At 72.7% G+C, this 25,751-nt stretch carries 26 protein-coding genes; 14 read left to right on the forward strand and 12 right to left on the reverse strand.

From position 1 onward, the window contains the following. Window positions 1-67: 67 nt before the first annotated feature. The 5 genes from sigE (at window position 68) to ABZ370_RS28025 (ending at window position 5,206) form a co-directional block, all read left to right on the forward strand. Window positions 68-871, forward strand: a complete 804-nt coding sequence (gene sigE / locus ABZ370_RS28005) for an RNA polymerase sigma factor SigE (protein ID WP_358626040.1) — start codon at window positions 68-70, stop codon at window positions 869-871. Next, window positions 868-1,812 carry a zf-HC2 domain-containing protein gene (locus tag ABZ370_RS28010; RefSeq protein ID WP_358626042.1) on the forward strand — a complete coding sequence of 315 codons (945 nt, stop codon included), beginning with the start codon at window positions 868-870 and terminating at the stop codon, window positions 1,810-1,812. Before sigE ends, ABZ370_RS28010 begins: the two co-directional genes overlap by 4 nt. Before the next feature lie 239 nt (window positions 1,813-2,051). Further along, window positions 2,052-3,854, forward strand: coding sequence for a trypsin-like peptidase domain-containing protein (locus tag ABZ370_RS28015; protein ID WP_358626158.1), 1,803 nt, complete (start codon window positions 2,052-2,054; stop codon window positions 3,852-3,854). Between the two features lie 100 nt (window positions 3,855-3,954). Continuing rightward, window positions 3,955-4,428 carry a sec-independent translocase gene (locus ABZ370_RS28020; protein ID WP_358626044.1) on the forward strand — a complete coding sequence of 158 codons (474 nt, stop codon included), beginning with the start codon at window positions 3,955-3,957 and terminating at the stop codon, window positions 4,426-4,428. 172 nt (window positions 4,429-4,600) lie between these two features. Beyond that, the gene (locus tag ABZ370_RS28025) at window positions 4,601-5,206 is read left to right on the forward strand and encodes a hypothetical protein (RefSeq protein WP_358626160.1); all 606 of its coding nucleotides are present in this window, start codon (window positions 4,601-4,603) and stop codon (window positions 5,204-5,206) included. A 77-nt stretch (window positions 5,207-5,283) separates the two neighbouring features. Here the strand turns inward: ABZ370_RS28025 and ABZ370_RS28030 are convergent, their stop codons facing one another. From ABZ370_RS28030 to ABZ370_RS28040, 3 genes are read right to left on the reverse strand one after another with little or no spacing between them, the layout of a single operon-like run. Continuing rightward, entirely contained in the window at window positions 5,284-6,438 is a 1,155-nt protein-coding gene (locus tag ABZ370_RS28030; RefSeq protein ID WP_358626046.1) for an Mrp/NBP35 family ATP-binding protein, read from the reverse strand. A 42-nt stretch (window positions 6,439-6,480) separates the two neighbouring features. Beyond that, complete coding sequence (locus ABZ370_RS28035) at window positions 6,481-7,014, reverse strand: DUF1003 domain-containing protein (protein WP_358626048.1); 534 nt, start codon at window positions 7,012-7,014, stop codon at window positions 6,481-6,483. Continuing rightward, on the reverse strand, window positions 7,004-8,287 hold the full coding sequence (locus tag ABZ370_RS28040) for a CBS domain-containing protein (protein WP_358626050.1): 1,284 nt from the start codon (window positions 8,285-8,287) through the stop codon (window positions 7,004-7,006). Before ABZ370_RS28040 ends, ABZ370_RS28035 begins: the two co-directional genes overlap by 11 nt. A 204-nt stretch (window positions 8,288-8,491) precedes the next feature. Between ABZ370_RS28040 and ABZ370_RS28045 the strand changes: the two genes are divergently transcribed. Beyond that, complete coding sequence (locus tag ABZ370_RS28045) at window positions 8,492-9,223, forward strand: hypothetical protein (RefSeq protein WP_358626162.1); 732 nt, start codon at window positions 8,492-8,494, stop codon at window positions 9,221-9,223. Window positions 9,224-9,248: 25 nt separating this feature from the next. Here the strand turns inward: ABZ370_RS28045 and ABZ370_RS28050 are convergent, their stop codons facing one another. Then, entirely contained in the window at window positions 9,249-9,812 is a 564-nt protein-coding gene (locus ABZ370_RS28050) for a hypothetical protein (RefSeq protein ID WP_358626051.1), read from the reverse strand. A 96-nt stretch (window positions 9,813-9,908) separates the two neighbouring features. Between ABZ370_RS28050 and ABZ370_RS28055 the strand changes: the two genes are divergently transcribed. After that, on the forward strand, window positions 9,909-10,850 hold the full coding sequence (locus ABZ370_RS28055; protein WP_358626053.1) for a DMT family transporter: 942 nt from the start codon (window positions 9,909-9,911) through the stop codon (window positions 10,848-10,850). Here the strand turns inward: ABZ370_RS28055 and ABZ370_RS28060 are convergent. Continuing rightward, entirely contained in the window at window positions 10,847-11,947 is a 1,101-nt protein-coding gene (locus ABZ370_RS28060; protein WP_358626055.1) for a magnesium and cobalt transport protein CorA, read from the reverse strand. The genes ABZ370_RS28055 and ABZ370_RS28060 overlap by 4 nt on opposite strands. A 454-nt stretch (window positions 11,948-12,401) precedes the next feature. On the opposite strand from ABZ370_RS28060, the gene ABZ370_RS28065 reads away from it, so the two are divergent. The 3 genes from ABZ370_RS28065 (at window position 12,402) to ABZ370_RS28075 (ending at window position 14,730) form a co-directional block, all read left to right on the forward strand. Then, entirely contained in the window at window positions 12,402-13,004 is a 603-nt protein-coding gene (locus ABZ370_RS28065) for a suppressor of fused domain protein (RefSeq protein ID WP_358626057.1), read from the forward strand. Between the two features lie 68 nt (window positions 13,005-13,072). Then, entirely contained in the window at window positions 13,073-13,711 is a 639-nt protein-coding gene (locus tag ABZ370_RS28070; protein WP_358626059.1) for a DUF6758 family protein, read from the forward strand. Between the two features lie 143 nt (window positions 13,712-13,854). Beyond that, entirely contained in the window at window positions 13,855-14,730 is an 876-nt protein-coding gene (locus ABZ370_RS28075) for a PHP domain-containing protein (RefSeq protein WP_358626060.1), read from the forward strand. Window positions 14,731-14,811: 81 nt separating this feature from the next. On the opposite strand, the gene ABZ370_RS28080 is transcribed toward ABZ370_RS28075, so the two are convergent. Beyond that, the gene (locus ABZ370_RS28080; protein WP_009715242.1) at window positions 14,812-14,967 is read right to left on the reverse strand and encodes a hypothetical protein; all 156 of its coding nucleotides are present in this window, start codon (window positions 14,965-14,967) and stop codon (window positions 14,812-14,814) included. 238 nt (window positions 14,968-15,205) lie between these two features. Here ABZ370_RS28080 and ABZ370_RS28085 point away from each other — a divergent pair, with 238 nt between their 5' ends. Then, window positions 15,206-16,135, forward strand: coding sequence for an NYN domain-containing protein (locus ABZ370_RS28085; RefSeq protein ID WP_358626061.1), 930 nt, complete (start codon window positions 15,206-15,208; stop codon window positions 16,133-16,135). A 7-nt stretch (window positions 16,136-16,142) separates the two neighbouring features. On the opposite strand, the gene ABZ370_RS28090 is transcribed toward ABZ370_RS28085, so the two are convergent. Beyond that, window positions 16,143-17,006 (reverse strand): alpha/beta hydrolase, encoded by an 864-nt coding sequence (locus ABZ370_RS28090; RefSeq protein WP_358626062.1) that lies wholly within the window; start codon window positions 17,004-17,006, stop codon window positions 16,143-16,145. 721 nt (window positions 17,007-17,727) lie between these two features. Further along, window positions 17,728-19,824, reverse strand: coding sequence for a DEAD/DEAH box helicase (locus tag ABZ370_RS28095; RefSeq protein WP_358626064.1), 2,097 nt, complete (start codon window positions 19,822-19,824; stop codon window positions 17,728-17,730). A gap of 459 nt (window positions 19,825-20,283) precedes the next feature. Here ABZ370_RS28095 and ABZ370_RS28100 point away from each other — a divergent pair, with 459 nt between their 5' ends. Further along, a complete protein-coding gene (locus tag ABZ370_RS28100; protein WP_358626066.1) occupies window positions 20,284-21,018 on the forward strand; it encodes a ferritin-like fold-containing protein in 735 nt (244 codons plus the stop codon). 75 nt (window positions 21,019-21,093) lie between these two features. On the opposite strand, the gene ABZ370_RS28105 is transcribed toward ABZ370_RS28100, so the two are convergent. The 4 genes from ABZ370_RS28105 to ABZ370_RS28120 form a co-directional block, all read right to left on the reverse strand. Further along, on the reverse strand, window positions 21,094-21,363 hold the full coding sequence (locus ABZ370_RS28105) for a hypothetical protein (protein WP_358626068.1): 270 nt from the start codon (window positions 21,361-21,363) through the stop codon (window positions 21,094-21,096). A 185-nt stretch (window positions 21,364-21,548) separates the two neighbouring features. After that, window positions 21,549-21,776: a DUF3107 domain-containing protein gene (locus ABZ370_RS28110; RefSeq protein ID WP_358626070.1), complete on the reverse strand. Its 228-nt coding sequence runs from the start codon at window positions 21,774-21,776 to the stop codon at window positions 21,549-21,551. Between the two features lie 130 nt (window positions 21,777-21,906). Then, a complete protein-coding gene (locus tag ABZ370_RS28115) occupies window positions 21,907-22,548 on the reverse strand; it encodes a TetR/AcrR family transcriptional regulator (protein ID WP_358626072.1) in 642 nt (213 codons plus the stop codon). Window positions 22,549-22,683: 135 nt separating this feature from the next. After that, entirely contained in the window at window positions 22,684-22,929 is a 246-nt protein-coding gene (locus ABZ370_RS28120) for a hypothetical protein (protein WP_358626074.1), read from the reverse strand. A gap of 132 nt (window positions 22,930-23,061) precedes the next feature. On the opposite strand from ABZ370_RS28120, the gene ABZ370_RS28125 reads away from it, so the two are divergent. Then, the gene (locus tag ABZ370_RS28125) at window positions 23,062-24,126 is read left to right on the forward strand and encodes an alpha/beta hydrolase (RefSeq protein WP_358626076.1); all 1,065 of its coding nucleotides are present in this window, start codon (window positions 23,062-23,064) and stop codon (window positions 24,124-24,126) included. Next, complete coding sequence (locus tag ABZ370_RS28130) at window positions 24,110-25,582, forward strand: DUF3152 domain-containing protein (protein WP_358626078.1); 1,473 nt, start codon at window positions 24,110-24,112, stop codon at window positions 25,580-25,582. The genes ABZ370_RS28125 and ABZ370_RS28130 overlap by 17 nt, the downstream gene beginning before the upstream one ends. The last annotated feature ends 169 nt before the right edge of the window (window positions 25,583-25,751 follow it).

Genomic DNA, 25,751 nt, shown 5'->3' on the forward strand with positions numbered 1-25,751 from the left:
GGACCGCATGGATCACGGGCAAATGCAGGTCAAAAATACTTATCCGGAGCTAACGGGCGAGGTGGATATGGTAGGGGCTCTACTGGACACCACCAGAGCCGACAGGGGAGGTGCGGCTACGGCCGGTGACCGGCGAGTGCTGAGGCGCTTTCGCAGGTCAGCGGGCGAGCCGAGATCCGTGACCGACACCGCTGACCGTTCCCGTTCCGCTGACTCCACCACCGCGACCTTTGCCACGACCGCGTCGTTCGGTGCGGAGGGGGACGCTGCGGCGTGGACGCCTCCCACCTGGGAGGAGATCGTCAGCACCCACAGCGCGCGAGTCTACCGCCTGGCCTATCGGCTCACCGGTAACCAGCACGACGCCGAGGACCTCACCCAGGAGGTGTTCGTCCGCGTCTTCCGCTCGCTGTCGACGTACACCCCGGGCACCTTCGAGGGCTGGCTGCACCGCATCACCACCAATCTCTTCCTCGACATGGTCCGCCGTCGTCAGCGCATCCGCTTCGACGCCCTCGCCGAGGACGCGGCCGAGCGGCTCCCCAGCCGCGAGCCCTCTCCCCAGCAGCACTTCAACGACACCCACTTCGACGCCGATGTGCAGCAGGCGCTCGACACCCTGGCGCCGGAGTTCCGCGCGGCTGTCGTGCTCTGTGACATCGAGGGCCTGTCGTACGAGGAGATCGCCGCGACGCTCGGTGTCAAGCTCGGTACCGTCCGCAGCCGTATCCACCGTGGCCGTTCCCATCTGCGCAAGGCGCTGCAGCACCGCGCACCGGCGGGGGCGCGCGCCGAGCAGCAGCGTGAGGTCGCCGCGGTGGCGCCGCGGGTCTCCGGACCGCGGCTGAGCGGGGAGGTCGGGATCGCGTGACCCGATCAGGCGGTCCGTCCCCCGCCGAGCAGCATCTCGGCGACCGCCTTGCGGCTCTGGTCGACGGTGAACTCGGGCATGACGCGCGTGAGCGCGTCCTCGCACACCTGGCGACGTGCTGTAAGTGCAAGGCGGAAGCCGACGCGCAGCGGCGGCTGAAGAGCGTATTCGCCGAGACGGCGCCCCCGGCGCCGTCCGAGGGCTTCCTGGCCCGTCTGCAGGGCCTCCCGGCCATCGGCGACGACGGCTCGGGAAGCGGTTCCCCCTTCGCGGACCCGGGCCTCCTCGGCCTGCGCGGCGGCGCGCGGGACGTAAGAGATGTGCGGGATGTACGGGATGTAAGAGATGTGCGAGGCGACGCACCGGACGTACGGGCCTCGGAGCGCAGGCGTGAGCAGGCCTTCGCCTACCTCCCCGTGGTGACCCCGGTGGACCCGGTCGCCGCGGCCTCGGCGCAGCGCGGGCGCGGCTTCCGGATTCATGAGGTCGAGCGTCCCGGGCCGCGCCGCCGCTTCGCCTTCGCGGCCGCGGGCGCGGTGTCCCTGGCCGCCTTCGCGCTCGGTGCCGCCCTGCCGCTGGAGGCGGCGGTCGACCCCGGCCCCCGGACGGACGGTTCGGACACCGCGGTCACCCCGGTCGACGCCGACGCCGTCGGCACGGGCGCGCGCGAAGGGCGCAGCCGTGACGTGGGGCTGCTCACCACCGCCGAGACGCGACCGGCCGGGCTCCCGTCCCCGAGCGCGACGTCGAGCCACCCGGTGCTGGGCGGGCCCTCCGGTGCCGCGGTGAACCCGCTGATACAGCCGGTCCTGTCGGTCACGGAGCTGCTGCGGGCCTCGACATCCACCCCGGCGGCGCCCGCGCCGACCCAGCTGAAGGGGCCGGTCCAGCCCGCCCCGGGTGTCTCCCCCTACCTGGGGCTCAGCACACCCCCTCCCTAGTCGTGGCCCTGGTCTTGGTCCTGGCCCGGGGATTCTGCGCAATATCGCTCACACGTCCGGTCGTTCCGCCCGTTCCGCGCACGCGGGACCGGGCGGACTGATTGAATCGCTTCCGGGCACCCCCGGCGGAGGCCGGGGAGGCTGAAGGCGCCCCGGAGGCGAGCGAGCCTCGAAGAGTCGCGGTGACGTATGACCCGGGCGGCGCGATCGGCGCCTTGTCGCGGGAACTTGGGGAGATCATGGACGAGCGGAAGGCCCCCGGGCCCAAGCCGAAGTGGTGGAGCCGTCCGGTCGCAGGACCCGGCGACCGGCCGACGGACGAGGCGGCGGAGCCCGGCGTGGAACCGTCGGAACCGTCGGAGGAGACGGCGGCGCGGACACCGGCGGAGGCACCGGCCGAGCGGTCGGTGCTATCAGGGCCGGAGGCCGTGGAGCGGCCGTCCGGTTCCGGTTCCGGGGAGGGCCGCGAGGCGGCGGGCAGGGCCGATGCGGGCGTCAGACGGCCGCTGCACGACCCCGATCCGTACAGCACCCCGCCCTACGGCGGTCCCGGGCCCTGGGCCCCGGCCCCGCCCGTACAGCACCCGGGCACGACCCCGGCGCACGGCACACACCTGCCGCCCGGCGCCGCCCCGCCTCCGGCTCCTCGGCCCGAGATGCCGCAGCCCGCCCCGCACCCTGCTCCCCAGCCCGGGACCGTCCACCCCGAGATGCCGCATCCCGAGATGCCGCATCCCGGGATGCCGCAGCCCCCGGCCGCCCAGCCGGGGATGCCGCAGCCCGGGATGATGACCCCGGCGCACGGCACCCCGCTGCCGCCCGGGGACCCCGGCGCGCCGTACCCCGGAGTGAGCCCCGTCGAGGCCGCCCCGGCCCAGTGGCAGAGCTACGACCCCTGGACCGTGCCCCCGCCGCCCGCCGAGCGCAAGGTGGTCTCCCGCCGCCGTGCGTTCGTCGCCGTCCTGCTGATCGCGCTGATCGCGGGGGGTCTGGGCGGCGGCATCGGCGCGTACGTCGAGCGGGACCGGGCCGCCGGGGGCATCGACGTGAAGCTTCCGCAGGCCCCGCTGGAGAAGGGCACACGGGCCCCGGGCAGCGTCGCGGGCATCGCCTCCAGCGCGCTGCCGGGCGTGGTGACCATCCATGTCAGCGGCAGCTCCGAGGAGGGCACCGGCACCGGGTTCGTCCTCGATAAGCAGGGCCACATCCTCACCAACAACCACGTCGTGGCGCCCGCCGGCTCCGACGGCGCGATATCGGTGACCTTCAACGGCGGCCAGAGCGCCCGCGCCAAGCTGGTCGGCCGGGACGCCGGGTACGACCTGGCGGTCATCCGGGTCGAGGGCGTCTCCGGGCTGAGCCCGCTGCCGCTGGGCAACTCCGACTCCGTCCAGGTCGGCGACCCGGTGGTGGCGATCGGCGCCCCCTTCGACCTGGCGGGCACGGTCACCTCCGGGATCATCAGCGCCAAGGAGCGCCCGATCACCGCGGGAGGCGAGAAGGAGGACGGCAGCGACATCTCCTATGTGGACGCGCTGCAGACCGACGCCCCGATCAACCCGGGCAACTCCGGCGGCCCGCTGGTCGACGGCAAGGCGCGGGTCATCGGGATCAACAGCGCCATCCGGGCCGCCGACGACGGCGCCGAGCTGGGCGGCCAGGGCGGCTCCATCGGCCTGGGCTTCGCGATCCCGATCAACCAGGGCAAGCGGGTCGCCGAGGAGCTGATCAACACCGGCAAGGCCACCCACCCCGTGATCGGCGTCACGCTCAACATGGAGTACACGGGCGACGGTGCCCGGGTGAACACCAAGGGCGCCTCCGGGGCGCCGGTCACCCCGGACGGACCGGGCGACAAGGCCGGGATCGAGGCCGGCGATGTGATCACGAAGGTGGACGGCGTGCGGGTGCACAGCGGCCAGGAGCTGATCGTCAAGATCCGCAGCCACCGCCCCGGCGACCGGCTGACGCTGACGGTCAAGCGCGACGGCGACGAGCGCACCGTGAAGCTGACGCTGGGATCGGCGAGCAGCGATGGCTGATGCCCGTTGTTGGTCCGGGCGTCTCCCGGGGCGCCCCCACCGCCAGGTACGGTGTGAAGTGGCCTGATTTCCGGCCTCAGACGTCTCTAGGAGCTGCAGGGTGTTCAACGACATAGGGGCCCTCGAGCTTGTCGCGCTCGTCGTCCTTGCGGTGCTCATCTTCGGCCCGGACAAGCTGCCGAAGGTCATCCGGGATGTATCGCAGTTCATCCGCAAGATCCGCGAGTTCTCCGACAGCGCCAAGGAAGACATCCGCACCGAGCTCGGCCCCGAGTTCAAGGACTTCGAGTTCGAGGACCTGAACCCCAAGACGTTTGTGCGCAAGCATGTGCTCGACAACGACGAGCTGGGCCTCAAGGAGATCCAGAACGGCTTCGACCTCCGCAAGGAGATGGCCGAGGTCGCCGACTCCGTGAGCGGCCGGGAGAGTGACGTCGCACACGGCTCTTCAGGGGGCTCCAGCTCCACCCCGCTGTCCCTCTCCAAGGACGACTCCGGCACCCCTGACCTGCTGCGCAAGCGCGATGCGCAGCCTCGCGAGGACCGTCCGCCTTTCGACTCCGACGCCACCTGATCCCCCCGTATGCCCGGGCTGGTTGACCCGTATGGCTATCCTCCCTTTGTCCGGGGTGAGGTCGCCCGAAGGGGGGCGGGCCGCCCACGACGAAGGGCAACGAGGAGGCTCCGCGCACATGAGCACGACGAGTCGGCTAGGGGTGCATGGGGTGGACGGTGCGACGCGGGGGATGCCCGCTGAGGCGCGGCGGAGCGTCGACGGCTACCTGATGGCCGCCTTCCCCTGGTACGGCCTTGACGAGGCGTTCACCGGGCCGCGCTGGCTCATGCAGGTGGGCGCGGCCGCCGACGGGCGGGTGGAGTACGGCTCGACCGGGCACGGCGAGGAGCCGTCGCTGCGCGTCGAGACCGCTATGGACCAGCAGCGCTTCGCGGCGGTGGTGACCGTCGGCGGCCGTCCCGTACGGGACAGCGCGGACGGCACCGGCAAGCTGGAGGCCACCTCGGTCTCCTCGGCCGCCTGGCTGGCCGGTTCGGGGCTGCTGTCATGCACCTGGCCGACCCGCATGGAGCGGGGGCTGCGCCAGGACTGGCTGGACCAGCAGACCGCGATCGCCTGGGAGCTGGCGGACGCCCTGGACGGCGAGGAGTGGTCCCCGATGTCGCTGCCGGTGGACGGCGTGCCGACGGACTTCCACTACCGCGAGTCGGAGTACGGCTGGGTGCTGGCCGGTTCGGCGGGCGAGAACGTGCACATCGGGGCGTACGGGCGCGGGATGAGCGCCTACGGCCTGGGCTTCTCGGTGGTCAAGGACATCACCGGCTACGACGCATAGCGCCGGTAACACGTGCGCGGGGGCGGCCTCATGGGTGAGGCCGCCCCCGCGCACGTAGGTGCGGTCTGTTCGTCCGCTCAGAACTTGTTGCGCGGTGTGACGCCCAGCGACATGCCCGCGAGGCCCCGCTGCCGTCCGCCGATCTTGCCCGCGATCGCCCGCAGCGCGCTGCCCGCGGGGGAGTCGGGGTCGGACAGCACGACCGGCTTGCCGTCGTCGCCGCCCTCGCGCAGCCGTACGTCGATCGGGATGGAGCCCAGCACCGGCACCGTCGTCCCGGTGGTCCGGGACAGCCCCTCGGCGACCGACTGGCCGCCGCCGGTGCCGAAGACGTCGACCATCTCGTCGCAGTGCGGGCAGGGCAGCCCGGACATGTTCTCCACCACGCCGACGATCTTCTGATGGGTCTGGACGGCGATCGAGCCCGCCCGCTCGGCCACCTCGGCGGCCGCCTGCTGCGGCGTCGTCACGACCAGGATCTCGGCGCCCGGCACCAGCTGGGCGACGGAGATCGCGATGTCACCGGTGCCCGGCGGCAGGTCCAGCAGCAGGACGTCGAGGTCGCCCCAGTAGACGTCGGCCAGGAACTGCTGGAGGGCGCGGTGCAGCATCGGCCCGCGCCACACCACCGGGGCGTTCCCCGGGGTGAACATCCCGATCGAGATCACCTTCACGCCGTTCGCCGACGGCGGCATGATCATGTCCTCGACCTGGGTCGGGCGGGCGTCGGTGCCCAGCATGCGCGGCACCGAGTGGCCGTAGATGTCGGCGTCCACGACACCGACCTTGAGCCCGTCGTCGGCCATCGCGGCGGCCAGGTTGACCGTCACCGACGACTTGCCGACGCCGCCCTTGCCGGAGGCCACCGCGTACACCCGGGTCAGCGAGCCGGGCTGGGCGAAGGGCACCTCGCGCTCGGCCTTGCCGCCGCGCAGCGAGGTCGCCAGCTCGCGCCGCTGCTCGTCGCTCATCACATCCAGCTCGACCGTGACCCCGGTCACGCCGTCGACCTGGCTCACCGCGTCCCGCACCCGGCTGGTGATCGTCTCGCGCATCGGACAGCCGGCGACCGTGAGGTAGACCTCCACCGCGACCGTGCCGTCCGCGGCGATCTCGACGGATTTGACCATGCCGAGGTCCGTGATCGGCTTGTGGATCTCCGGGTCGTTGACCGTGGCGAGCGCGGTGCGCACCGCGTCTTCGCTCGGTGCCGGGACAGTGTCGGTAGCCATATGGAGATGGTACGGCGCCGGGGGTACGCGCCGGTAAGCCCGTCAGCGGTCGCGTTCCTCACGCGAGGGCGCGGACGACGGCGAGGGCGAGGGCGACGGCGCGGGCCGCCGCTCGTCCAGTTCCCGGACCAGCCCCTCGAACTCGGAGCGAATCCAGTCCCGCGTCGCGACTTCGCCCAGCCCGGTGCGCAGCGACGCGATCTCCCGGGTCAGGAACTCGGTGTCGGCGATGGACCGCTCGTCCCGCGCCCGGTCCTGTTCGAGGTTGACGCGGTCGCGGTCGGCCTGCCGGTACTGGGCGAGCAGGATCAGCGGCGCCGAGTACGAGGCCTGGAGCGAGAGCATCAGCGTCAGGAAGATGAACGGGAACGGGTCGAACCGCAGCGGGCCCGGGGCCAGGGTGTTCCAGGCCAGCCAGGCGACGACGAAGACCGTCATCCAGGCGATGAAGCGGCCGGTGCCCAGGAAGCGGGCGATCAGCTCCGACGTCCTGCCGAACGCCTCCGGGTCCCAGCGCGGCAGCGGACTGCGGCGGCGCTCCTTGGGCCGGTCGAGACGGCCGCCGTCACCGTCCATCGCCCACCTCCGGGATCTCCGGGCCGCCGTACAGCTCGCGCTCCCGCCAGTCGGGGGGCAGCAGATGGTCGAGGACGTCGTCCACGGTCACCGCGCCCAGCAGCGACCCTCCCTCGTCCACGACCGGCGCCGCCAGCAGGTTGTACGTCGCCAGATGCCCGGCGACCACCGGCAGCGGGGTGTCCGGGCGCAGCGGCCGCAGATCGGTGTCCACGGCCGAGCCGACGAGGGTGAACGGCGGGTCGCGCAGCAGCCGTTGGAAGTGGATGGTGCCCAGATAGCGCCCGGTGGGCGTCTCGTCGGGCGGGCGGCACACATACACCTGGGCGGCGAGCGCCGGGGTGAGGTCCTGGACGCGCACCCGCGCGAGCGCCTCCGCGACCGTGGCGTCCGGCCGCAGCACGATCGGCTCGGTGGTCATCAGCCCACCCGCCGACCCCTCCTCGTACGACATCAGCCGCCGCATGTCGGCGGCCTCCCGGGGCCGCATCAGGGCCAGCAGCCGCTCCTTGTCCCGTTCGGGCAGCTCGGACAGCAGGTCGGCCGCGTCGTCCGGGTCCATGGCCTCCAGGACGTCGGCCGCGCGCTCCTCCTTGAGCTTGCCGAGGATCTCCACCTGGTCGTCGTCGGGCAGCTCCTCCAGGACGTCCGCGAGCCGTTCGTCGTCCAGCGCCGCCGCGACCTCGCCGCGCCGCTTGGCGGACAGATGGTGCAGGACGTTGGCGAGGTCGGCGGGGCGCAGCTGCTCGAAGGTGGCCAGCAGGTTCTCCGCGCCCTGCCCGTGCTCCTCCAGCGAGAATCCGGTGACGGCCGACCAGTCCACGGTCAGCGTCTCGCCGCGGCGGCGCAGCGCACCGCTCTTGCCGCGGCGTACGAAGACCTTGGCGATCTCCCATTCGCGGCGGGCGGGCAGCTGGGCCATCGCCACGTCCAGGACGGTGACCTCCTCGCCGGTCTCCACCACCCGCACCGTGCGGTCCAGCAGTTCGCCGAGGACCAGCGTCTCGGTGGGGCGCTGCTCGAAGCGCCGCATGTTGACCACGCCGGTGCTGATGACCTGGCCCGACTCCACGCCGGTCACCCGCGTCATGGGCAGGAAGATACGGCGGCGGGTGACCACCTCGACGACCAGCCCGAGGACCCGCGGCGGGCGCCCGGCCAGCCGCAGCATCGCCACCAGGTCGCGCACCCGCCCGACCTGGTCGCCGTTCGGGTCGAAGACGGCGATCCCGGCCAGATGCGAGACGTAGATCCGCGAGGCGCCTGCGGGCATCTCCTGCGCCTCCTTCTCTGCCGCATCCGTGCGTCATCGCCTGGTTCAGGCTAGCCTGCCCCGTTCTGCCCCGCCGCCGGGCGAGCGGCTCCCGGCGCCCTGCGCACAGTTCCGTACGGCACCGGTACGCTGCCGTACTGCACCGGACCGGCATCAGGAGGCAGAGCGGACGTGCGCATCCGGAACACGGCTCTCGTCGCGGTGATGTGCGCGGGCTTGGCCGCGACGCTCACCGCGTGCGGCGGCGAAGGGGAGACGGCGGACCCCGACGCGGGAACGAACGGTGTGGGCAAGCTCCCCGCCACCAAGATCGAGAGCAAGGCGCGGACGGCGGCCGGGGGTGCGGACGCGGTCCATCTGTCCGGCAGCCTCATGTCCAAGGGCCGCACCTACAAGGTCGACATGAAGCTGAAGGGCGACGGCGGCACCGGTGTCGTCTCCACCAAGGGCAGCCGGTACGAACTGCTGCGGGTGGGCGAGGAGCTGTACCTCAAGGCGGACGCGGGCTTCTGGGCGCACCAGGGCGCCGGCGGCGGCAGCGGCGGCAGTGGCGGCCACAGCGGTGACGCGGCCGCCGCGGGCAAGCTTGAGGACAAGTACGTAAAGGTGCCGTCCGGGGACCCCGCGTACAAGCGGCTCAGCGGCTTCACGGACAAGAGCGTCATGCTGGACGGGCTGCTCGGCCTGCACGGCACCATCACCGCGGGCGACCGGGGCGAGGTCGGTGGCATCCGCACGATCCGCATCCTCGGCGGCCAGGGCGGCGGCGGCACGCTCGACGTCTCCCTGGAGGGCCGCCCGTACCCGCTGCGGCTGGAGCGCGCGGGCGACGCGGGGGTGATCCGGCTCGCGGACTGGAACAAGGACTTCAAGCTGGCCGCACCGGATGACGACCACGTGGTGGACTACGGCCAGCAGATCCCCACGGGGACGTAGGCCCGTCCCCCGCGGGCGCGACGGGCTAGCCCGCCTTGCGCGCCCGCTTCCCGCGGGCGATCAGCTTCGGCAGCCCCGCCGGGATCGGCTGCCGCGTCACGGCGGAGGTGGGCAGCGGCGCCGCCGCGAGCGAACCCGTCTCCGCCGCCACGAGCGCGGCCTCCGCCACCGGCTCCAGCCGCAGCACCCGGCACTCCCGGGCCCACCGCTCCGCGATCGTGTCCGCGTCCGCCGCGTTCAGCCGCTTGCCCTTGAGCTCACCGACGGCCGCGGTCCACGCCTCGCCGTCCGGGGCGAGTTCGACCACCCGGGCGGTCCAGCCGACCAGCCGCCCGCCCTTGTCCTTGCTGCGCAGGGTCACGGTCGCGGCGCCGCCGTCCACGAGCCCGAGCCCCTTCAGCGGCTGCTCGTCGGGGCCGTCCCCGACGAGGCAGACGGCGCCCTCGTGCCAGATGTGCCACAGCGCACGGGCGGCACCCTCGGAGCCCTGAACCCAGACGAGGGCGGACTTCTTGGCCGCCTCCTCGACCAGGGCGCGGTCGATCGGGTCCATGGCGTCCAGTGGAGTCGGCGTCGGCGTCTGCGTCATGCGAACAGCCTAGGACAGCGGGGCCGGTGCCCTCCGCACATCCCACCCACCGAAACGACAGTTCCATACCTGCCGCACGCACCTTACGCTGAGCCCGTGCCCACGACGCGCTCCGCCCACCCCGTCCCCGCACCCACCGCCGTCGCCACCCCACCGCACCCGGCCCTGGACACCGCCCTGCTCGCGGTCGCCGTCGCCGGGGTGTCGCTCTCCGCGCCGCTGGCCGCCGCGACCGCGGCCCCCGCCCTCGCCGTCGCGTTCTGGCGCAACGCCATGGCGGTCGGCGTGCTCACCCCGCTCGCCCTGTGGCGCCACCGGGGCGAGCTGCGCCGGATGGGGCGCCGGGCGGTGGGGCTCTCCGTCGCCTCGGGGGCGCTGCTCGCGCTGCACTTCGGGACCTGGCTGCCGAGCCTGCACATGACCTCCGTGGCCTCCTCGACCGCGCTGGTGACCACGACCCCGATCTGGACCGCGCTGCTGCTGCGGCTGCGCGGCCACCGCCCGCGCCCGGTGGCAATCCTCGGCACGCTGCTGGCGTTCCTCGGAGTGGTGATCCTCACCGGGGTCGACCTGTCTGCCTCCCCGCAAGCCCTCGCGGGCGACGCGCTCGCGCTGGTGGGCGGCGTGGCCGGGGCCGGGTACGTGGTGCTGGGGGCGGAGGTGCGCCGGGTGGCGAGCACGACCGCGTACACCTACGTCTGCTACTCCACGGCCAGCCTCTTCCTGCTGCTGACCTGCCTGGTCGCGGGCGCGCGGCTGCACGGCTACAACGGGGACACCTGGCTGCGGCTGGTGCTGCTGATGGTCACCGCGCAGCTGCTCGGGCACACGCTGATCAACCGGGTGGTCAAGGGCCTGGGCCCGTCCGTGACGTCGACCGCGATCCTGCTGGAGACGCCGGGCGCGGCCCTGATCGCGGCGGTGTGGCTGGACCAGCAGCCGCCGGTGGCCGCCTACCCGGCGCTCGCGGTGATCCTCGGCGGGCTCGTGCTCGTCGTCCTGGGGGACCGCGAGCCGCCCCGGGCCGACACCCCTTAGAGCCAGCCGTTCCGCTTGAAGCCGCGGTGGATCGTGAAGCAGATCCCCACCGTGACGGCCAGCACCATCGGGTAGCCGAACCTCCAGTGCAGCTCCGGCATGTAGTCGAAGTTCATGCCGTAGATCCCGGCGATCATCGTCGGGACGGCGCAGATGGCCGCCCAGGAGGTGATCTTGCGCATGTCCTCGTTCTGGGCGACCGTCGCCTGCGCCAGGTTCGCCTGGAGGATCGAGTTCAGCAGGTCGTCGAAGCCCAGGACCTGCTCGTTGACCCGGGCCAGATGGTCCGCGACATCCCGGAAGTACTTCTGGATGTCCGGGTCCACCAGCCGCATCGGGCGCTCGCTCAGCAGCTGCATCGGCCGCAGCAGCGGCGAGACGGCCCGCTTGAACTCCAGCACCTCACGCTTGAGCTGGTAGATCCGGCCCGCGTCGCCGCCGCGCCGGGAGGTCGCCTGCGAGAAGACCTCGATCTCGACCTCGTCGATGTCGTCCTGGACGGCGTCCGCGACCGCGAGATATCCGTCCACGACCTGGTCGGCGATGGCGTGCAGCACCGCCGAGGGACCCTTGGCCAGCAGCTCCGGGTCCTCCTGGAGCCGGTGGCGCAGGGCGCGCAGCGAGCCCTGGCCGCCGTGCCGCACGGTCACGATGAAGTTGTGGCCGGTGAAGCACATCACCTCGCCGGTCTCCACGACCTCGCTGGTCGCGGTGAGTTCGGCGTGGTCCACGTAGTGGATGGTCTTGAAGACGGTGAACAGGCTGTCGTCGTACCGCTCCAGCTTCGGCCGCTGGTGCGCCTGCACCGCGTCCTCGACGGCCAGCGGGTGCAGCCCGAACTCCTGTGCGATGCCCGCGAACTCGCGCTCGGTCGGCTCGTGCAGCCCGATCCAGGCGAACCCGCCCTCGGCGCGCACCCGCTCCATCGCGTGCGCCGGGCTGACGTGGTCGCTGACCCGCTTCCCGTCGCGGTAGACGGCGCAGTCGACCACCGCGCTGGTGACCGACGGGTCGCGGGTGGCGTCGTAGTTGCTGGTGTTGTGGGCGCGGCGCAGGGCGGGGCGGACGGCTGCACGCAGGTCACGGATCATCGACATGGCGGGCTCCTTCACGGGCCGGCCGTCAGCGGCGGGCGCGCGGCGCAGCGCTGCGCCCGGAAGGTGGACGTACGGCACTCCCCTGAGGCGTACGTACGTCCGCAAAGCGGGCGGCGCTCCGTGCGATGACGCTGACGGAGTTCGCGGAGAACGGAACAGATGCGTTACGAAGGCGCTCTGCCGTCACGTGCCCTTGATGCGAGGAGACTTCGCGTGTTTCACCGCGAGGCGGTGGGGTACGGAGGTCTCAGATCATGAAGCCGCATACCAAGGGGAAACGACGGGAGAACTGTCGGTACTGCACGGTCGACTAGGATCCACCGCGGCCCCCACCTCCTCCGGCCGGTCCCCCGTGGGGGACGACGTATTTCCCTGGGCAGGCAGCAAGGCTATCAGTCGGCAGAACCGTCAAGCCGCCGCTTTGCCCGTTCGATACGCGATCTATGCTCACCGCATGTCAGACGTTCTGCAGCTGGTCGAGGCCCGATTGACCACCGCGCTGGGCGAGCCGGACGCCCGGGCCGCCATCACGTTCGTCGGTACGGACCGCATCGAGGTGCTGCGTTTCCGCGCGGACGGGAACGTCGTCCGGTACGCCACCCTCGGCATGTCGGACCATCCGATGACCGACCCTACCGCCGCCATCGCCGACCATCTCCGCGGCCCGCGCGCCGAGCTCGTCCTCACCGTGCGCGGCGGCGGCCCCGGCCCCGGCTCCGCCGTCCTGGACGAGGTGCTGCGGCCGCTCGCCGTGCTGGCCGCCTCGCCGCAGGTCGAGGGCGTGGTGGTGGCCCCGGGCGCGTCGCTGGAGCTGGGCGGCCCGCTGTGGACCGGGGCGCCCTTCACCTCCGTACTGGTCGGCGAACCGGGCGGTCTGGTCGAGGACTTGGAGCTGATCGCGCCGATGGAGCCGGTGCGGTTCCTGCCGCTGCTGCCCATGACCGGGAACGAGGCGGCGTGGAAGCGGGTCCACGGCGCCGGGGCGCTCCAGGACCGCTGGCTGCGGCACGGTACGGACCTGCGCGATCCGGCCAGATCCGGGGTTCCGCTGGCCTGAGGCCCGGTCCCCTCCACACGGGTGATCGTCCTTGACGTGGAGACGGGCGGGGAGGACCGTGGGGCCCTATGAGGGGCGAACCCAGTTGCCCGAAGTGCGGTGGCCGCGTGCGTGCGCCCGGTCTCTTCGCCGACTCCTGGCAGTGCGGTGTGCACGGCACGGTGCACCCCGTCCAGCCGGTCGTCCCGCCGAGCGTGGAAGCGCTCGTGGTCGTCACCAACCGCGCCCGGGTGCCCGTATGGATGCCGTGGCCGCTGCCCGTCGGCTGGCTGTTCACCGGGGTCGCGTGCGCCGGTGACGACCGCAACGGCGGCCGCGCCACCGTCGTGGCCTGCTCGGGCCCCGGCCCGCTGGGCGGCCCGGGGGAGCTGCTGCTGATCGCGGAGGAGCTGGGCGTAGGGCTCGGCGCGCGGTACGCGGGCATCCCCGGCCCCGATCCCGGGCCCGGGATGCGGGTGGACAAGCCGCCGCACGTCAAGGTGCTGGCCGCCGGGCGGCCGACCCCGCTGTGGCACGTCGAGGGCACCCCGGACGACCGCGCGGTGTTCGCGGGGGAGGCGTGCGGGCTGTGGCTGTGGGCGGTGGTCTGGCCCGAGCGGACCGGGCTGCTGATGTACGACGAGATGGTGCTCACCGATCTGCGGGACGCGGGCGCCGAGGTGGATCTGGTGCCGTGCGGTGCGCTGTCGCCGCGGCTGCTGTCCTGAAGCTGCCGTAAGGCGTGGACTATGGCTTGCGTACGGCTCGCGCAAGGCTCGGCCGGTCGCACCCTGACGCGGGCATGCCCGGTGGTGCGGTTACCCTGAAGCAGGCCGTCCGTTCACCCTGTTATTGCTGGGAGCCCGCGTTCGTGCGCATCGACCTGCACACCCACTCCACCGCGTCGGACGGTACGGACACCCCCGCCGAGCTGGTGCGCAATGCCGCCGCGGCCGGGCTGGACGTCGTCGCGCTGACCGATCACGACACGGTCGCCGGGTACGAGGAGGCGGCCGGGGCGCTGCCGGACGGGCTGAAGCTGGTCACCGGCGCCGAGCTGTCCTGCCGTCTGGGCGGGGTGAGCCTGCACATGCTGGCGTATCTCTTCGATCCGGTCGAGCCCGAGCTGGCGCGGGAGCGCGAGCTGGTGCGCGACGACCGGGTGCCCCGGGCCAGGGCGATGGTGGGGAAGCTGCGCGAGCTGGGCGTGCCCGTCACCTGGGAGCGGGTGGCGGAGATCGCCGGGGACGGGGCCGTCGGACGGCCGCACATCGCTACCGCGATGGTCGAGGCGGGCATCGTCGAGACCGTCTCGGACGCGTTCTCCTCGGAGTGGCTGTCGAACGGCGGCCGGGCGTACGTGGAGAAGCACGAGCTGGACCCCTTCGAGGCGGTCCGGCTGATCAAGGGCGCGGGCGGGGTCGCCGTCTTCGCGCATCCGCTGGCCGTCAAGCGCGGCGAGTGCGTACCGGAGAGCGCGATCGGGGAGCTGGCCGCGGCCGGTCTCGACGGCGTCGAGGTCGACCATATGGACCACGACGAGCCGACCAGGGCCCGGCTGCGCGCCCTCGCCGCCGAGCACGGGCTGCTCACCACGGGCTCCAGCGACTACCACGGCAGCCGTAAGACCTGTCGGCTCGGCGAGTACACCACCGACCCCGAGGTCTACGCGGAGATCGTGCGCCGGGCGGCGCAGGCCCCACGCGAAGCGCCCCCGTACGACGGCGTACGGGGGCGGCTGCGGTAATACGTCACTTGTGTTGTCACGCGCGTCGTCACTCGCATCGGTGACTCGTCTGCGTCTGGTGCTTCGCTTGCGGCGGTGCTACTACCGGGCGGCGGTTTCGGCTGGACGGATGTAGATGCGCTGGCCGATCGCGGCGGCCTGCTGCACGATCCGGTTGACGGAGGCGGCGTCCACGACGGTGCTGTCCACGGCGTTGCCGTCGACATCGTCAAGGCGCATGATCTCGAAGCGCTGCAAGGCTTCTCCCTTCGTCTGATCCTCCTGCTGGAGAACTGGTCTGTACGCGAGACGCGCGGCTTCGCTGCCGCGCGTTCCACAACCTGTTCAACCCAGCATGCCTTGAAAAGATTCCCTACGCTAATGAAATTTTTCGCCAGACTAAGTATTCCCTGGTCGGGCGTCCGACCGGTCGGTCAGCCGATGAGAGGGAGTCCGGTTGTGCCTCTCCGGCGGGGGCCCGGAGAATGAGCCGCGTATGAGTGACGTGATGCCTCCGGGCCAACCAGACTTCGCCTCGATCGTCGACGGCATCGAGCGCACCAACGAGCTGCTGCATCGCGTGCTCGCCGAGGTCGCGACCACCCCCTCCACCCACGCGATCTTCGTGGACGCCGGATATGTCTACGCGGCCGCCGGGCGGCTCGTCGCCGGAACGGAGGACCGCCGGACCTTCGAGCTCGACGCGGAGGGGATCATCGAGGCGTTCATCGACAAAGCCCGGATGATCTTCCCGGACAGCCGGCTGCTGCGGGTCTACTGGTTCGACGGGGCCCGGCGCCGCATCCACACCCCGGAGCAGCAGAGCATCGCCGAGCTGCCCGACGTCAAGGTCCGGCTGGGCAACCTCAACGCCAACAACCAGCAGAAGGGCGTCGACTCGCTCATCCGCTCCGACCTGGAATCCCTCGCCCGGCACCGGGCCATCGGCGACGCCGTGCTGATCGGCGGCGACGAGGACCTGGTCTCCGCCGTCGAGGCCGCCCAGGGGTACGGCGCGCGCGTCCATCTGTGGGGCATCGAGGCCCTCGACGGGCGCAACCAGGCCGAGCCGCTGCTGTGGGAGGTCGACAGCCAGCGCACCTTCGACCTCGACTTCTGCAAGCCGTACGTCACCCGGCGGGCGACCGGCTACGAGCCGAACGGCGACAGCCCGCTGTGCGGGCCCGCGCCCTCCCGCGACGAGGTGCGCTTCATCGGCGCCCAGATCGCCGCCCAGTGGCTCTCCGCACGCGGCCGCGAGAGCCTCGCCGACCTGCTGCCCGGCCACCCCTATCTGCCCGGCTCGGTCGACCAGGAGCTGCTGATCGACGCGGAGGGGATGCTGCGGCTGTCGCTGCGTGCCCACGCCGATCTGCGGCGGGCGCTGCGGGACGGCTTCTGGGAGCACCTCCAGGCGCAGTACTAGCCGAGGTCTAGCCGAGGTTCTTCCAGAACCTGATCAGCGCGTCCGCCGTGGGATGCGGCCGTTCGGCGTTGGGGGAGTGCTCCGCGCCCTCGATCACGGTCCGGCGGGCGGACAGCCGCTCCGCCATCCCGTCCATCAGCGGCACCGGCCAGGCGTGGTCCACCTCACCCGAGAGCACATGCTTGGGCAGCGCCGTCGCGGCCAGCTCCCCGACCCGGTCCGGCTCGGCGTTCAGCTGCCGCCCGGTGGCGATCAGCTGCTCCGGAACGGTGCCCATCCAGCGCGCGTGCAGAAAGTCCCGCACGCCGGGTGGCGTCACCTCATCGGCCGCCTCGGGCGGATCGAGTTCGCGCATCGCCTGCCAGACGGACTCCATGTCCATCACGCCCAGCGCGTCGATCAGCAGCTTGGTGCGTTCCCGCTGCGGGGGCGCGATGGCGGCGGGCCCGGAGCTCATGATCGTGAGCGAGGCGAAGGCGGCGGGGGCGCGGAGCACGGCGGCCCGTGCGATCAGCCCGCCGAGGGAGTGCCCCAGCACATGGACCGGCCCCGCGTCGTCCGCCACCGCCGTGGCCTGCGCGAGCAGATCCCGCGCCAGCTCGTCCTGCGCGTAGACGGCCTCGTCGCGCGGCCCGGGGCTCTCGTGCTGCCCCCGCCCGTCGACCGCGACCGCCCGGAAACCGGCGGCGGCCAGCGGCTCCAGGAGCGCGATGAAGTCCTCCTTGCTCCCGGTGAACCCCGGCACCAGCAACACGGCCCCCCGCACCGCCCGGCCGGGCCGCGCGTCATGCACGGCGAACTCGCCGCGCGCGGTCGAGAGACGATGGGCGCGGACGCCCGTAGGAAGGGTGAGAAACGGCGGCCTGCTCATGGGGACGAGGCTATACAGGGCACCGAGAACGGGGCGTGAATGGGCGGTACGTTGTGGCTTCCCGCCAGGGTTTCAGGGCGGCTCAGCGGACCCGGTCCCGCCGGACCCCGCCGGGCGTACACCCGCCCCGGCGGGTCCCGGCGCGGGCTCGCATGGCGCGGCGGATGCGCCCGGTTGAGCGCGGGCGCGCAGGGGGGTCTGACGGTGCCCGGGCTGGCGTACTCCGCACGCTCTGGTGCAACGGGGCCGACGCACCCGGTGGCGTGGGCCGCGTGCCCGGGTCTGGCGTGCCGGGGGTCTGGCGGGGCTGGACGACCGGGGCTCGCGCTTCGGGCGTGCGCGGGGTCTGGTGGAACGGGGCCGACGTAGCCGGTGGGCCGGTGCGCCGAGGACTGCGCGCTCGGGTGGCTCCCCGGGTCTGGTGCATAGGGGCATACGCGGGTCTGGCGCAGCCGGGCTGACGTACCCGGTGGAGTGGTCCGCCGTGGGGCCGCGTGCCCGGCCTGGTGCGCGGGGGTTTGGCGGGGCTGGACGACTTCCCGGGGCTAGCACTTCGGGATATACGCGGGTCCGGCGCAGCGGGGCCGACGTAGCCGGTGGGCCGGTGCGGCGAGGGCTGTGACGCCCTGGGCGTCGGTCGGGAGCTGGGGGGGCTGGGGGCTGACGCGCCCGGGGCCTGATCCGCGATTGCGGATCAGGCCCCGTCGGGTGCCGTGTGCCGTCAGGCGTCCGGTGTGGTGTCCGTCGCCGGGCGGGTGCGGGTGCGGCGGCGGACCGGCTTCGCCTCGGCCTCGTCGGGCTGAGCGGTCGCCTCCGTGGCCTCCGTGGCCTCCGTGGCCTTGGCCGTCGTACGGGTGCGGCGGCGCGGCTTGGCGGGGGCCTCGGTCTCCGCGACCGCCGTCTCCTCCGTGGCGGCCTTGGCCCGGGTGCGGCGGCGCGGTGTGGCCGTGGCGGCTTCCGCCGCCTCGGTCCCGGCCTCGGCCGTCTCGGCGGACGCCTTGGCGCGGGTGCGGCGCCGGGGCTTGGCCGGGGTTTCCTCGGTGGCCTCGGTGGTGCCCTCGGCCGTGGCGACCGCTGCTTCGGCGGCCGTCTCAGGGGCGGCGGCCTTGGCGCGGGTGCGGCGGCGCGGTTTGGCCGGGGTTTCCTCGGCGGCCTCGGTGGTGCTCTCGGCCGTGGCTACCGCGGTTTCGGCTGTCTCTGCCTTGGCGCGGGTGCGGCGGCGGGGCTTGGCCGGGGTTTCCTCGGCGGCCTCCGTCGTGCCCTCGGCCGTGGCGACCGCTGCTTCGGCGGCCGTCTCAGGGGCGGCGGCCTTGGCGCGGGTGCGGCGGCGCGGCTTGGTGGGGGTCTCCTCGGCCGCCGGGGCCTCCGGCGGCGGGGTCGCCTCCACCGTGTCGACGGCGGTGACGGCCGCGGTGTCCGTGTCGCCCGTCGCACCGGAACGAGTGCGGCGACGGCGGCGCGGGCGGCGCGGCTCGGTCGCGGACTCGGTGCCCTCGGTCTCGGCCGGGGCCGAGCCGTCCACCGTCTGGCCACCGCGGGTGCGGCGGCGTACCCGCGGGGTACGGGTGCGGCGCGCGGGGCGCTCCTCGGGCGCGGCGGCGGCGGGGGAGCGGCGGCCGCGGCCGCCGGTCTCGCCGAGGTCCTCGACCTCCTCGGCGCCCAGCCCGGCCCGGGTGCGCTCGGCGCGCGGCAGGATACCGGTGGTGCCCTTCGGGATGCTCAGCAGCTCGAACAGGTGGGCGGAGGTCGAGTACGTCTCCTCCGGGTCGGTGAACGGCAGGTCCAGCGCCTTGTTGATCAGCTGCCAGCGCGGGATGTCGTCCCAGTCGACGAGCGTGATGGCGATACCCGAGGCGCCCGCGCGGCCGGTGCGGCCGATGCGGTGCAGATAGGTTTTCTCGTCCTCGGGGGACTGGTAGTTGATCACATGGGTGACGCCCTCGACGTCGATGCCGCGCGCGGCGACGTCGGTGCAGACGAGGACGTCGACCTTGCCGTTACGGAAGGCGCGCAGCGCCTGCTCGCGGGCGCCCTGGCCGAGGTCGCCGTGAACCGCGCCGGAGGCGAACCCGCGGCGGGCGAGCTGATCGGCGATGTCGGCGGCGGTCCGCTTCGTACGGCAGAAGATCATCGCGAGCCCGCGGCCGTCGGCCTGCAGCACGCGCGCCACGACCTCCGGCTTGTCCATCGAGTGGGCCCGGAAGACGTGCTGGGTGGTGTTGGCGACGGTCTGGCCCTCGTCGTCCGGCGCGGTGGCGCGGATGTGCGTGGGCTGCGACATGTAGCGGCGGGCGAGACCGATGACGGCGCCCGGCATGGTCGCCGAGAACAGCATGGTCTGGCGCTTGGCCGGGAGCATGTTGATGATCTTCTCGACGTCGGGCAGGAAGCCCAGGTCGAGCATCTCGTCGGCCTCGTCGAGGACGAGCGCCTTGACGGAGGAGAGCCGCAGCTTCTTCTGGCCCGCCAGGTCGAGCAGCCGCCCGGGGGTGCCGACGACCACGTCGACGCCCTTCTTCAGGGCCTCGACCTGCGGTTCGTACGCGCGGCCGCCGTAGATCGACAGCACGCGGACGGCACGGACCTTGCCTGCGGTCAGCAGGTCGTTGGTGACCTGCTGGCACAGCTCGCGGGTGGGGACGACCACGAGCGCCTGCGGGGCGTCGGTCAGCTGGTCGGGCTTGGCCCGGCCCGCCTCGATGTCCGCGGCGACGACGACGCGCTCCAGCAGCGGGAGGCCGAAGCCCAGCGTCTTGCCGGTGCCGGTCTTGGCCTGGCCGATGACGTCGGAGCCCGAGAGGGCGACCGGGAGCGTCATCTCCTGGATGGGGAAGGGGGACGTGATGCCGACGGCCTCAAGGGCTTCGGCCGTCTCGGGGAGAATCCCGAGGTCTCGGAAGGTGGTCAGGATGCTTGCCTCTTCTGTGAGACGCGGCGAGAGGCGGCGAAGGGGGTCGCACGGCGCCCGGGTACACCGGCCTTGGTGGCCGATTCGGCGCGGGACCACTGCCTTCGCTCGAGCGATCACGCCGCGAGCGGGTCCCTCCTGCCGTACGCATGAGATGCGCGCCGCGCGGAGGGCGGTCGGGTGTTGGAGCCGATCGGGCCACCGACCGGGCATCCGCATTCGTGGAACGACCCGCCGATACTCGACGGGTGCAAATACCACTGTACCCCGGAAGTGCGCATCTGTGACCGGGCAACCCGAACCGGGGCGTGGAGGGACTTGGCTGACCAGGGCCTTCCCCGGTACGTCGGGCGGACTATTGTGCGCTCCATGGAGACGTCTGATACGCCTGAGACCGAGAAGACCCCGACCGGGATCGCCGCCCAGGACTGGGCCACGGCCGCGGCCGACCCGCAGTACCGGGCCGCGGTGGTGGATCTGCTCGGGGCGCTCGCCTACGGCGAGCTGGCCGCCTTCGAGCGGCTCGCGGAGGACGCCAAGCTGGCGCCCAGCCTGGAGGACAAGGCGGAGCTGGCGAAGATGGCCTCGGCCGAGTTCCACCACTTCGAGCGGCTCCGGGACCGGCTGGCGGCGGTCGGCGAGGCACCGACCGCGGCGATGGAGCCGTTCGCGGCGGCGCTGGACGGGTTCCACCGCCAGACCGCGCCGTCGGACTGGCTGGAGGGCCTGGTCAAGGCGTACGTGGGCGACTCGATCGCCAGTGACTTCTACCGCGAGGTGGCGGCCCGGCTGGACTCCGACACCCGCGGCTTGGTGCTCCAGGTGCTGGACGACACCGGCCACGCGAGCTTCGCGGTGGAGAAGGTGCGGGCCGCGATCGAGGCCGACCCGCGGGTCGGCGGGCGGCTGGCGCTGTGGGCCCGGCGGCTGATGGGCGAGGCGCTGTCGCAGGCGCAGCGGGTGGTCGCGGACCGTGACGCGCTGTCCACGATGCTGGTGGGCGGGCTGGCCGACGGCTTCGACCTGGCCGAGGTCGGCCGGATGTTCTCGCGGATCACCGAGGCGCACACCAAGCGGATGTCGGCGCTGGGCCTGGCGGCCTAGGTCCTGTCCGGCGGCGGGCTTTCGTGGATCGGGCGGCGGCTCACAGCGCCGCGGCCCGGCCCGGCGCCCGGCCGCTCAGGCCGGGACCGACCGGCGGCGGCCGGTCCGGGGCCGGATGAGCAGCGACAGCAGGGCCGCGGCGAAGCCGAGCGCGACCATGAGGACGACCACCGAGTAGCCCGAGCCCAGCACCGTGTGGGCGATCATCGCGCCGAAGAGCGCCGCGCCGGGGCCGGTGGACAGGACGAGGGGCGTGGCGGGCAGTCGGCGGGGCAGCCGTCGGCTCGCTCCGTAAGAGATGGCGAGACCGATCAGTACCGAGCCGAGCGCTTCCCAGAAGATCATGGCGCGTCCTTCCCGTGTGCGGACCGGACCGACCCGTGATCACGTGTCGGTCCTGCCGGTCCTACCCGGGCCCAAGCGGGGGCAATCCTGATCGAGGGGGGCGGGCCGCGGCGCACCGGCGCACAACGGCGGCGGGGCCCGGTGAGGAAAATCTCACCGGGCCCCGCCGCCGTCGTGCGGACCGCTCAGAGTGCGCTGAAGCCGACCTTGCGAGCGCTCGGCTCACCGATCTCGACGTAGGCGAGCCGGTCGGCCGGGACCAGGATCTTGCGGCCGTGCTCGTCCTCCAGGCTCAGCACCTGCGCCTTGCCGCCGAGCGCGTCGGCTACCGCGCGCTCGACGGCCTCGGCGGACTGCCCGCTCTCCAGGGTGATCTCGCGGGGCGCGTGCTGCACGCCGATCTTGACCTCCACGGCCTTGTCCCTCCGACGGTCGGTTGTGCGCGGGCGTCCACTGTGCGCGGCGTCCGCGCTGTACGCAGCACACATTAGCCCGGGAAACGGGCCCGCTGGGCCGGGCGGGACAAGCCCGCAGCGAACACGCTCAGTGGCCGCTTTCCACCCCGTGCAGCGGGAAGCCCGCGATACCGCGCCAGGCCAGCGAGGTGAGCAACTGCACAGCGGTGTCCCGGGGGACGGTGCTGCCACTGGAGAGCCAGTAGCGCGCGACGACCTGGGAGACGCCGCCGAGGCCGACGGCCAGCAGCATGGACTCGTCCTTGGACAGCCCGGTGTCCTCGGCGATGACCTCACTGATCGCCTCGGCGCACTGGAGCGAGACCCGGTCCACGCGCTCGCGCACGGCGGGCTCGTTGGTGAGGTCGGACTCGAAGACGAGCCGGAAGGCGCCGCCCTCCTCCTCGACGTACGCGAAATACGCGTCCATCGTGGCGGCCACCCGCAGCTTGTTCTCGGTAGTCGACGCGAGCGCGGTGCGCACCGCCTGCAGCAGGGCGTCGCAGTGCTGGTCGAGCAGCGCCAGGTACAGCTCCAGCTTGCCCGGGAAGTGCTGGTAGAGCACCGGCTTGCTGACTCCCGCGCGCTCGGCGATGTCGTCCATCGCGGCCGCGTGATAGCCCTGCGCGACGAAGACTTCCTGGGCGGCGCCCAGGAGCTGGTTGCGTCGGGCTCGGCGCGGCAGGCGCGTACCCCGCGGGCGCGCCTCGGTCTGCTCGATGGCTGTCACGCCGCCTCCCATTGAATGTTGCGAGCACGGTGTCCACCGCGCCCGCCATCGTACTTTTGGGTAACAGGGCCGCGCGCGGTCCGTGCGGAGATTTTCACGGACTGGACTCTATGAAAAGCCCACAAAGGGTGCTGGTCATCGATACTCCTCCTCGTTTTCCTCGACGACCCGGGCCTGCTCCGCGCGGTCGGCCTCGTTGGCCTCCAGCGGTTCGTCGGCGGTCCGGCGGTCGTCGCTGTGGGGGACGAGGTCGTGCCGCTGATCGGCGGCGTCCGCTTCGGAGGCCTCGACGCCGAAGGAGGCGGAGGCGCTGTTCTCGCTGCTTTCGAGGTTCTCGATGTCGTTCGCGAAGGTCTCGGGATCGCTCGGATCGACGGACATGTACTCCCCTTCCCAGGGGCAGGGTGATCGCCCCTGTGTATTACGAGCCTAGGAGAGGTCACTTTCGGACGCTACGTGGTCTGTGAGGGTGAACACACGGTCGGCCATGTGATCGTCTCGTAACATTGGCCCATGTCTTCGACCGAGCCGCCGGAAGCCCGCATCGTTGCCGCGGTGCCCCCCGCGCGGCCCGTGCGGGTCGGAGCGGGTGAAAAGCTGCGTACCACCAGCCTGCCCGGTCTCACGCTGAACGTGCGTATCCGCCCGCCGTCGGTTTCCGGGCTGCCGCCCGCGGTGTTCGTCCACGGGCTCGGCGGCTGCTCCCAGAACTGGTCGGCGCTGATGGAACAGCTCGCCGACCGGCTGGATATCGAGGCCCCTGACCTGCCCGGATTCGGCGACTCCCCGCCGCCCGACGACGGCGACTACTCCATAACCGGCCATGCCCGGGCCGTCATCCGCCATATCGACGCGAGCGGCCGCGGTCCCGTACATCTGGCCGGAAATTCCATGGGCGGAACGATCGCCATCCGCGTCGCGGCCGTGCGCCCGGACCTCGTGCGCAGTCTCACACTCGTCTCGCCCGCGCTGCCCGAGCGGCGCCCGCAGCGCACCGCGGTGCCCACCGGGCTGCTCGCGATCCCCGGGGTGACCCGCCTCTTCAGCCGCGCGACCCGCGAGTGGGACGCGGAGCGGCGCACCCGGGAGCTGCTGGCGCTCACCTACGGCGACCCCGGGCAGGTCCGCGAGGAGGACTTCGCGCTGGCCGTCGAGGAGTACGAGCGGCGGCTCGCACTCCCGTACTTCTGGGACGCGCTCGCCCGCTCGGCGCGCGGCCTCATCGACTCCTACGCCCTCGGCGGCCAGCACTCGATGTGGCGGCAGGCCGAGCGGGTCCTCGCGCCCACTCTCCTCGTCTACGGCATGCGCGACCAGCTGGTGGCCTTCCGCATGGCCCGGCGGGCGAGCGCAACCTTCCGCGACTCGCGTCTGTTGACGCTGTTGGACGCCGGACATGTCGCGATGATGGAGTACCCCGCAGCAGTGGCGCGCGGCATGCGCGAACTGCTCGACGACGCCGACGGACGACTCGTCGGCGTACCAGACGGAAGACATGTACGAGACAGACGGGACAACCGGAAGATACGGGGCGTACCGGTGCCCGGAACAGACGGGAGCGGTGCGGCGCGTGGGTAAGCACAGCGCACGGGGCAGCCAGGAGGACCGGGACCCCGGCTCCGCCGAGGCGGAATCCGGCCCCGGTGCGGGGCGTCGGCGGCGCGCCGCCGCGACCGGCGCCCAGGACCCGGGCGTGACGCCGCCGCAGGGCACCTCGCGGGCGGCCTACGGAACGGCCACGCCACCGCCGCGGTCCAGGGGCGGGCATTCCGGACCCCCCGGGCACCCCGCACGCCGTGAACAGGGCGGCGGCTGGAGCGCTTTCGGCACCGCCACCATGAACGCGCCGGAGCGCCCCGGCGGACCCACGGCCGGGCCCGCGTCCGGACCTGCTGCCGGTGGCCCGTCCGGTGGCGGCGCGTCCGGCGGCGGTGCGGGCGGGCTGATGCCCGGGCCGCGCAAGGAGTACCTGGCGGCGTTCGAAGCCCCCGGCACCCATACCCCTGATGCCCCGGACGTCCCGGACACCGACGGCGAGGACGTCTTCGCCGCCGGTGCGCCCGGAGCGGTGCCGCCGCCGCGCCGTACCCGCTCCGGCGCGGGAGCCGATGACGACCGTAAGAACGCCACGGACGGCCCTGATGACGCCACGGCGGCTTATGGGGCCGACGGGGCCGACAGCGCCGACGGGGGCGACACCGCGGGCAAGAGCGCGCGAGGGGTCGCCAAGGGCGGCAAGGGCCGCACGTTCACCGGTGTCGCCGCGGCGGCCGTGACCACCGTGCTGGCCGTCGTGGTCGCCGGACAGGTGGCGAACGGCCCGCAGAGCGACAGCAAGGCGCAGGCCAACGGCGGTCCGGAGCGCGGCGACGGGGGCGCCGCGTCGTCCCGTACGGACGGACGGGTCACCCCGTCCGCGACCCCGGAACTCGCCACATACGGCGCCAAGATGGCCGCCCCGTTCCCGCTCGACCCGAAGCTCAAGGGCTCGGGCGCCTTCACGACCGTCCCCGGACAGGACAAGGCGCCCGGCAAGGGCGAGGTCCTGCGCTACCGGGTGGACGTCGAGAAGGGGCTGCCGCTCGACGGCGCGCTGTTCGCCGAGGCGGTGCACAAGACGCTCAACGACGACCGCAGCTGGGGCCACGGCGGCACCCGCACCTTCGAGCGGGTCTCGTCCGGGCGCCCCGACTTCGTCATCACCCTGGCGAGCCCCGGAACCACCGCGGTGTGGTGCCAGAAGTCCGGGCTGGACACGACCGAGGACAACGTCTCGTGCGACTCGGCGGCCACCGAGCGCGTCATGATCAACGCCTATCGGTGGGCGCAGGGCGCCCGTACGTTCGGCGACGACAAGATGCACTCGTACCGCCAGATGCTCATCAACCACGAGGTCGGGCACCGGCTCGGGCACAACCACGAGACGTGCACCAAGCAGGGCGTGCTCGCCCCGGTGATGATGCAGCAGACCAAGTTCCTGGCGACCGACGGCGTGACCTGCCGCCCCAACGCCTGGCCGTTCCCCAAGGGCTGACGGCGGGCTGACGGCCTCTATAGCGCCCCACAACGCCTGAAAGCCAGGAAGGTCACGGGCGTTCACCCCTTCCGGTGGTGCGACGGACAACCGTCCGTCGCGCCATAGCCATGCGCGCATAACGTGCTCCCGCTGCCCGACGTGCCGAACCGCGGCATGACGGCTTGCC

It is taken from the genome of Streptomyces sp. NPDC005962 (assembly GCF_040629205.1).
Taxonomy (GTDB): Bacteria; Actinomycetota; Actinomycetes; order Streptomycetales; family Streptomycetaceae; genus Streptomyces.

Excerpts from the sequence above, each read along its gene's own strand:
- ABZ370_RS28105 (WP_358626068.1), bottom strand. The coding sequence starts at position 21,363 with ATGATCTTCTGGGAAGCGCTCGGCTCGGTACTGATCGGTCTCGCCATC.
- ABZ370_RS28040 (WP_358626050.1), bottom strand. The coding sequence starts at position 8,287 with ATGCCCGCAGGCGCCTCGCGGATCTACGTCTCGCATCTGGCCGGGATC.
- ABZ370_RS28065 (WP_358626057.1), top strand. The coding sequence starts at position 12,402 with ATGTCAGACGTTCTGCAGCTGGTCGAGGCCCGATTGACCACCGCGCTG.
- ABZ370_RS28015 (WP_358626158.1), top strand. The coding sequence starts at position 2,052 with ATGGACGAGCGGAAGGCCCCCGGGCCCAAGCCGAAGTGGTGGAGCCGT.
- ABZ370_RS28100 (WP_358626066.1), top strand. The coding sequence starts at position 20,284 with ATGGAGACGTCTGATACGCCTGAGACCGAGAAGACCCCGACCGGGATC.
- ABZ370_RS28050 (WP_358626051.1), bottom strand. The coding sequence starts at position 9,812 with ATGACGCAGACGCCGACGCCGACTCCACTGGACGCCATGGACCCGATC.
- ABZ370_RS28085 (WP_358626061.1), top strand. The coding sequence starts at position 15,206 with ATGAGTGACGTGATGCCTCCGGGCCAACCAGACTTCGCCTCGATCGTC.
- ABZ370_RS28035 (WP_358626048.1), bottom strand. The coding sequence starts at position 7,014 with ATGGACGGTGACGGCGGCCGTCTCGACCGGCCCAAGGAGCGCCGCCGC.
- ABZ370_RS28095 (WP_358626064.1), bottom strand. The coding sequence starts at position 19,824 with ATGACGCTCCCGGTCGCCCTCTCGGGCTCCGACGTCATCGGCCAGGCC.
- ABZ370_RS28025 (WP_358626160.1), top strand. The coding sequence starts at position 4,601 with ATGCCCGCTGAGGCGCGGCGGAGCGTCGACGGCTACCTGATGGCCGCC.
- ABZ370_RS28045 (WP_358626162.1), top strand. The coding sequence starts at position 8,492 with ATGTGCGCGGGCTTGGCCGCGACGCTCACCGCGTGCGGCGGCGAAGGG.
- sigE (WP_358626040.1), top strand. The coding sequence starts at position 68 with ATGGTAGGGGCTCTACTGGACACCACCAGAGCCGACAGGGGAGGTGCG.
- ABZ370_RS28125 (WP_358626076.1), top strand. The coding sequence starts at position 23,062 with ATGTCTTCGACCGAGCCGCCGGAAGCCCGCATCGTTGCCGCGGTGCCC.
- ABZ370_RS28120 (WP_358626074.1), bottom strand. The coding sequence starts at position 22,929 with ATGTCCGTCGATCCGAGCGATCCCGAGACCTTCGCGAACGACATCGAG.
- ABZ370_RS28090 (WP_358626062.1), bottom strand. The coding sequence starts at position 17,006 with ATGAGCAGGCCGCCGTTTCTCACCCTTCCTACGGGCGTCCGCGCCCAT.
- ABZ370_RS28070 (WP_358626059.1), top strand. The coding sequence starts at position 13,073 with ATGAGGGGCGAACCCAGTTGCCCGAAGTGCGGTGGCCGCGTGCGTGCG.
- ABZ370_RS28030 (WP_358626046.1), bottom strand. The coding sequence starts at position 6,438 with ATGGCTACCGACACTGTCCCGGCACCGAGCGAAGACGCGGTGCGCACC.
- ABZ370_RS28060 (WP_358626055.1), bottom strand. The coding sequence starts at position 11,947 with ATGTCGATGATCCGTGACCTGCGTGCAGCCGTCCGCCCCGCCCTGCGC.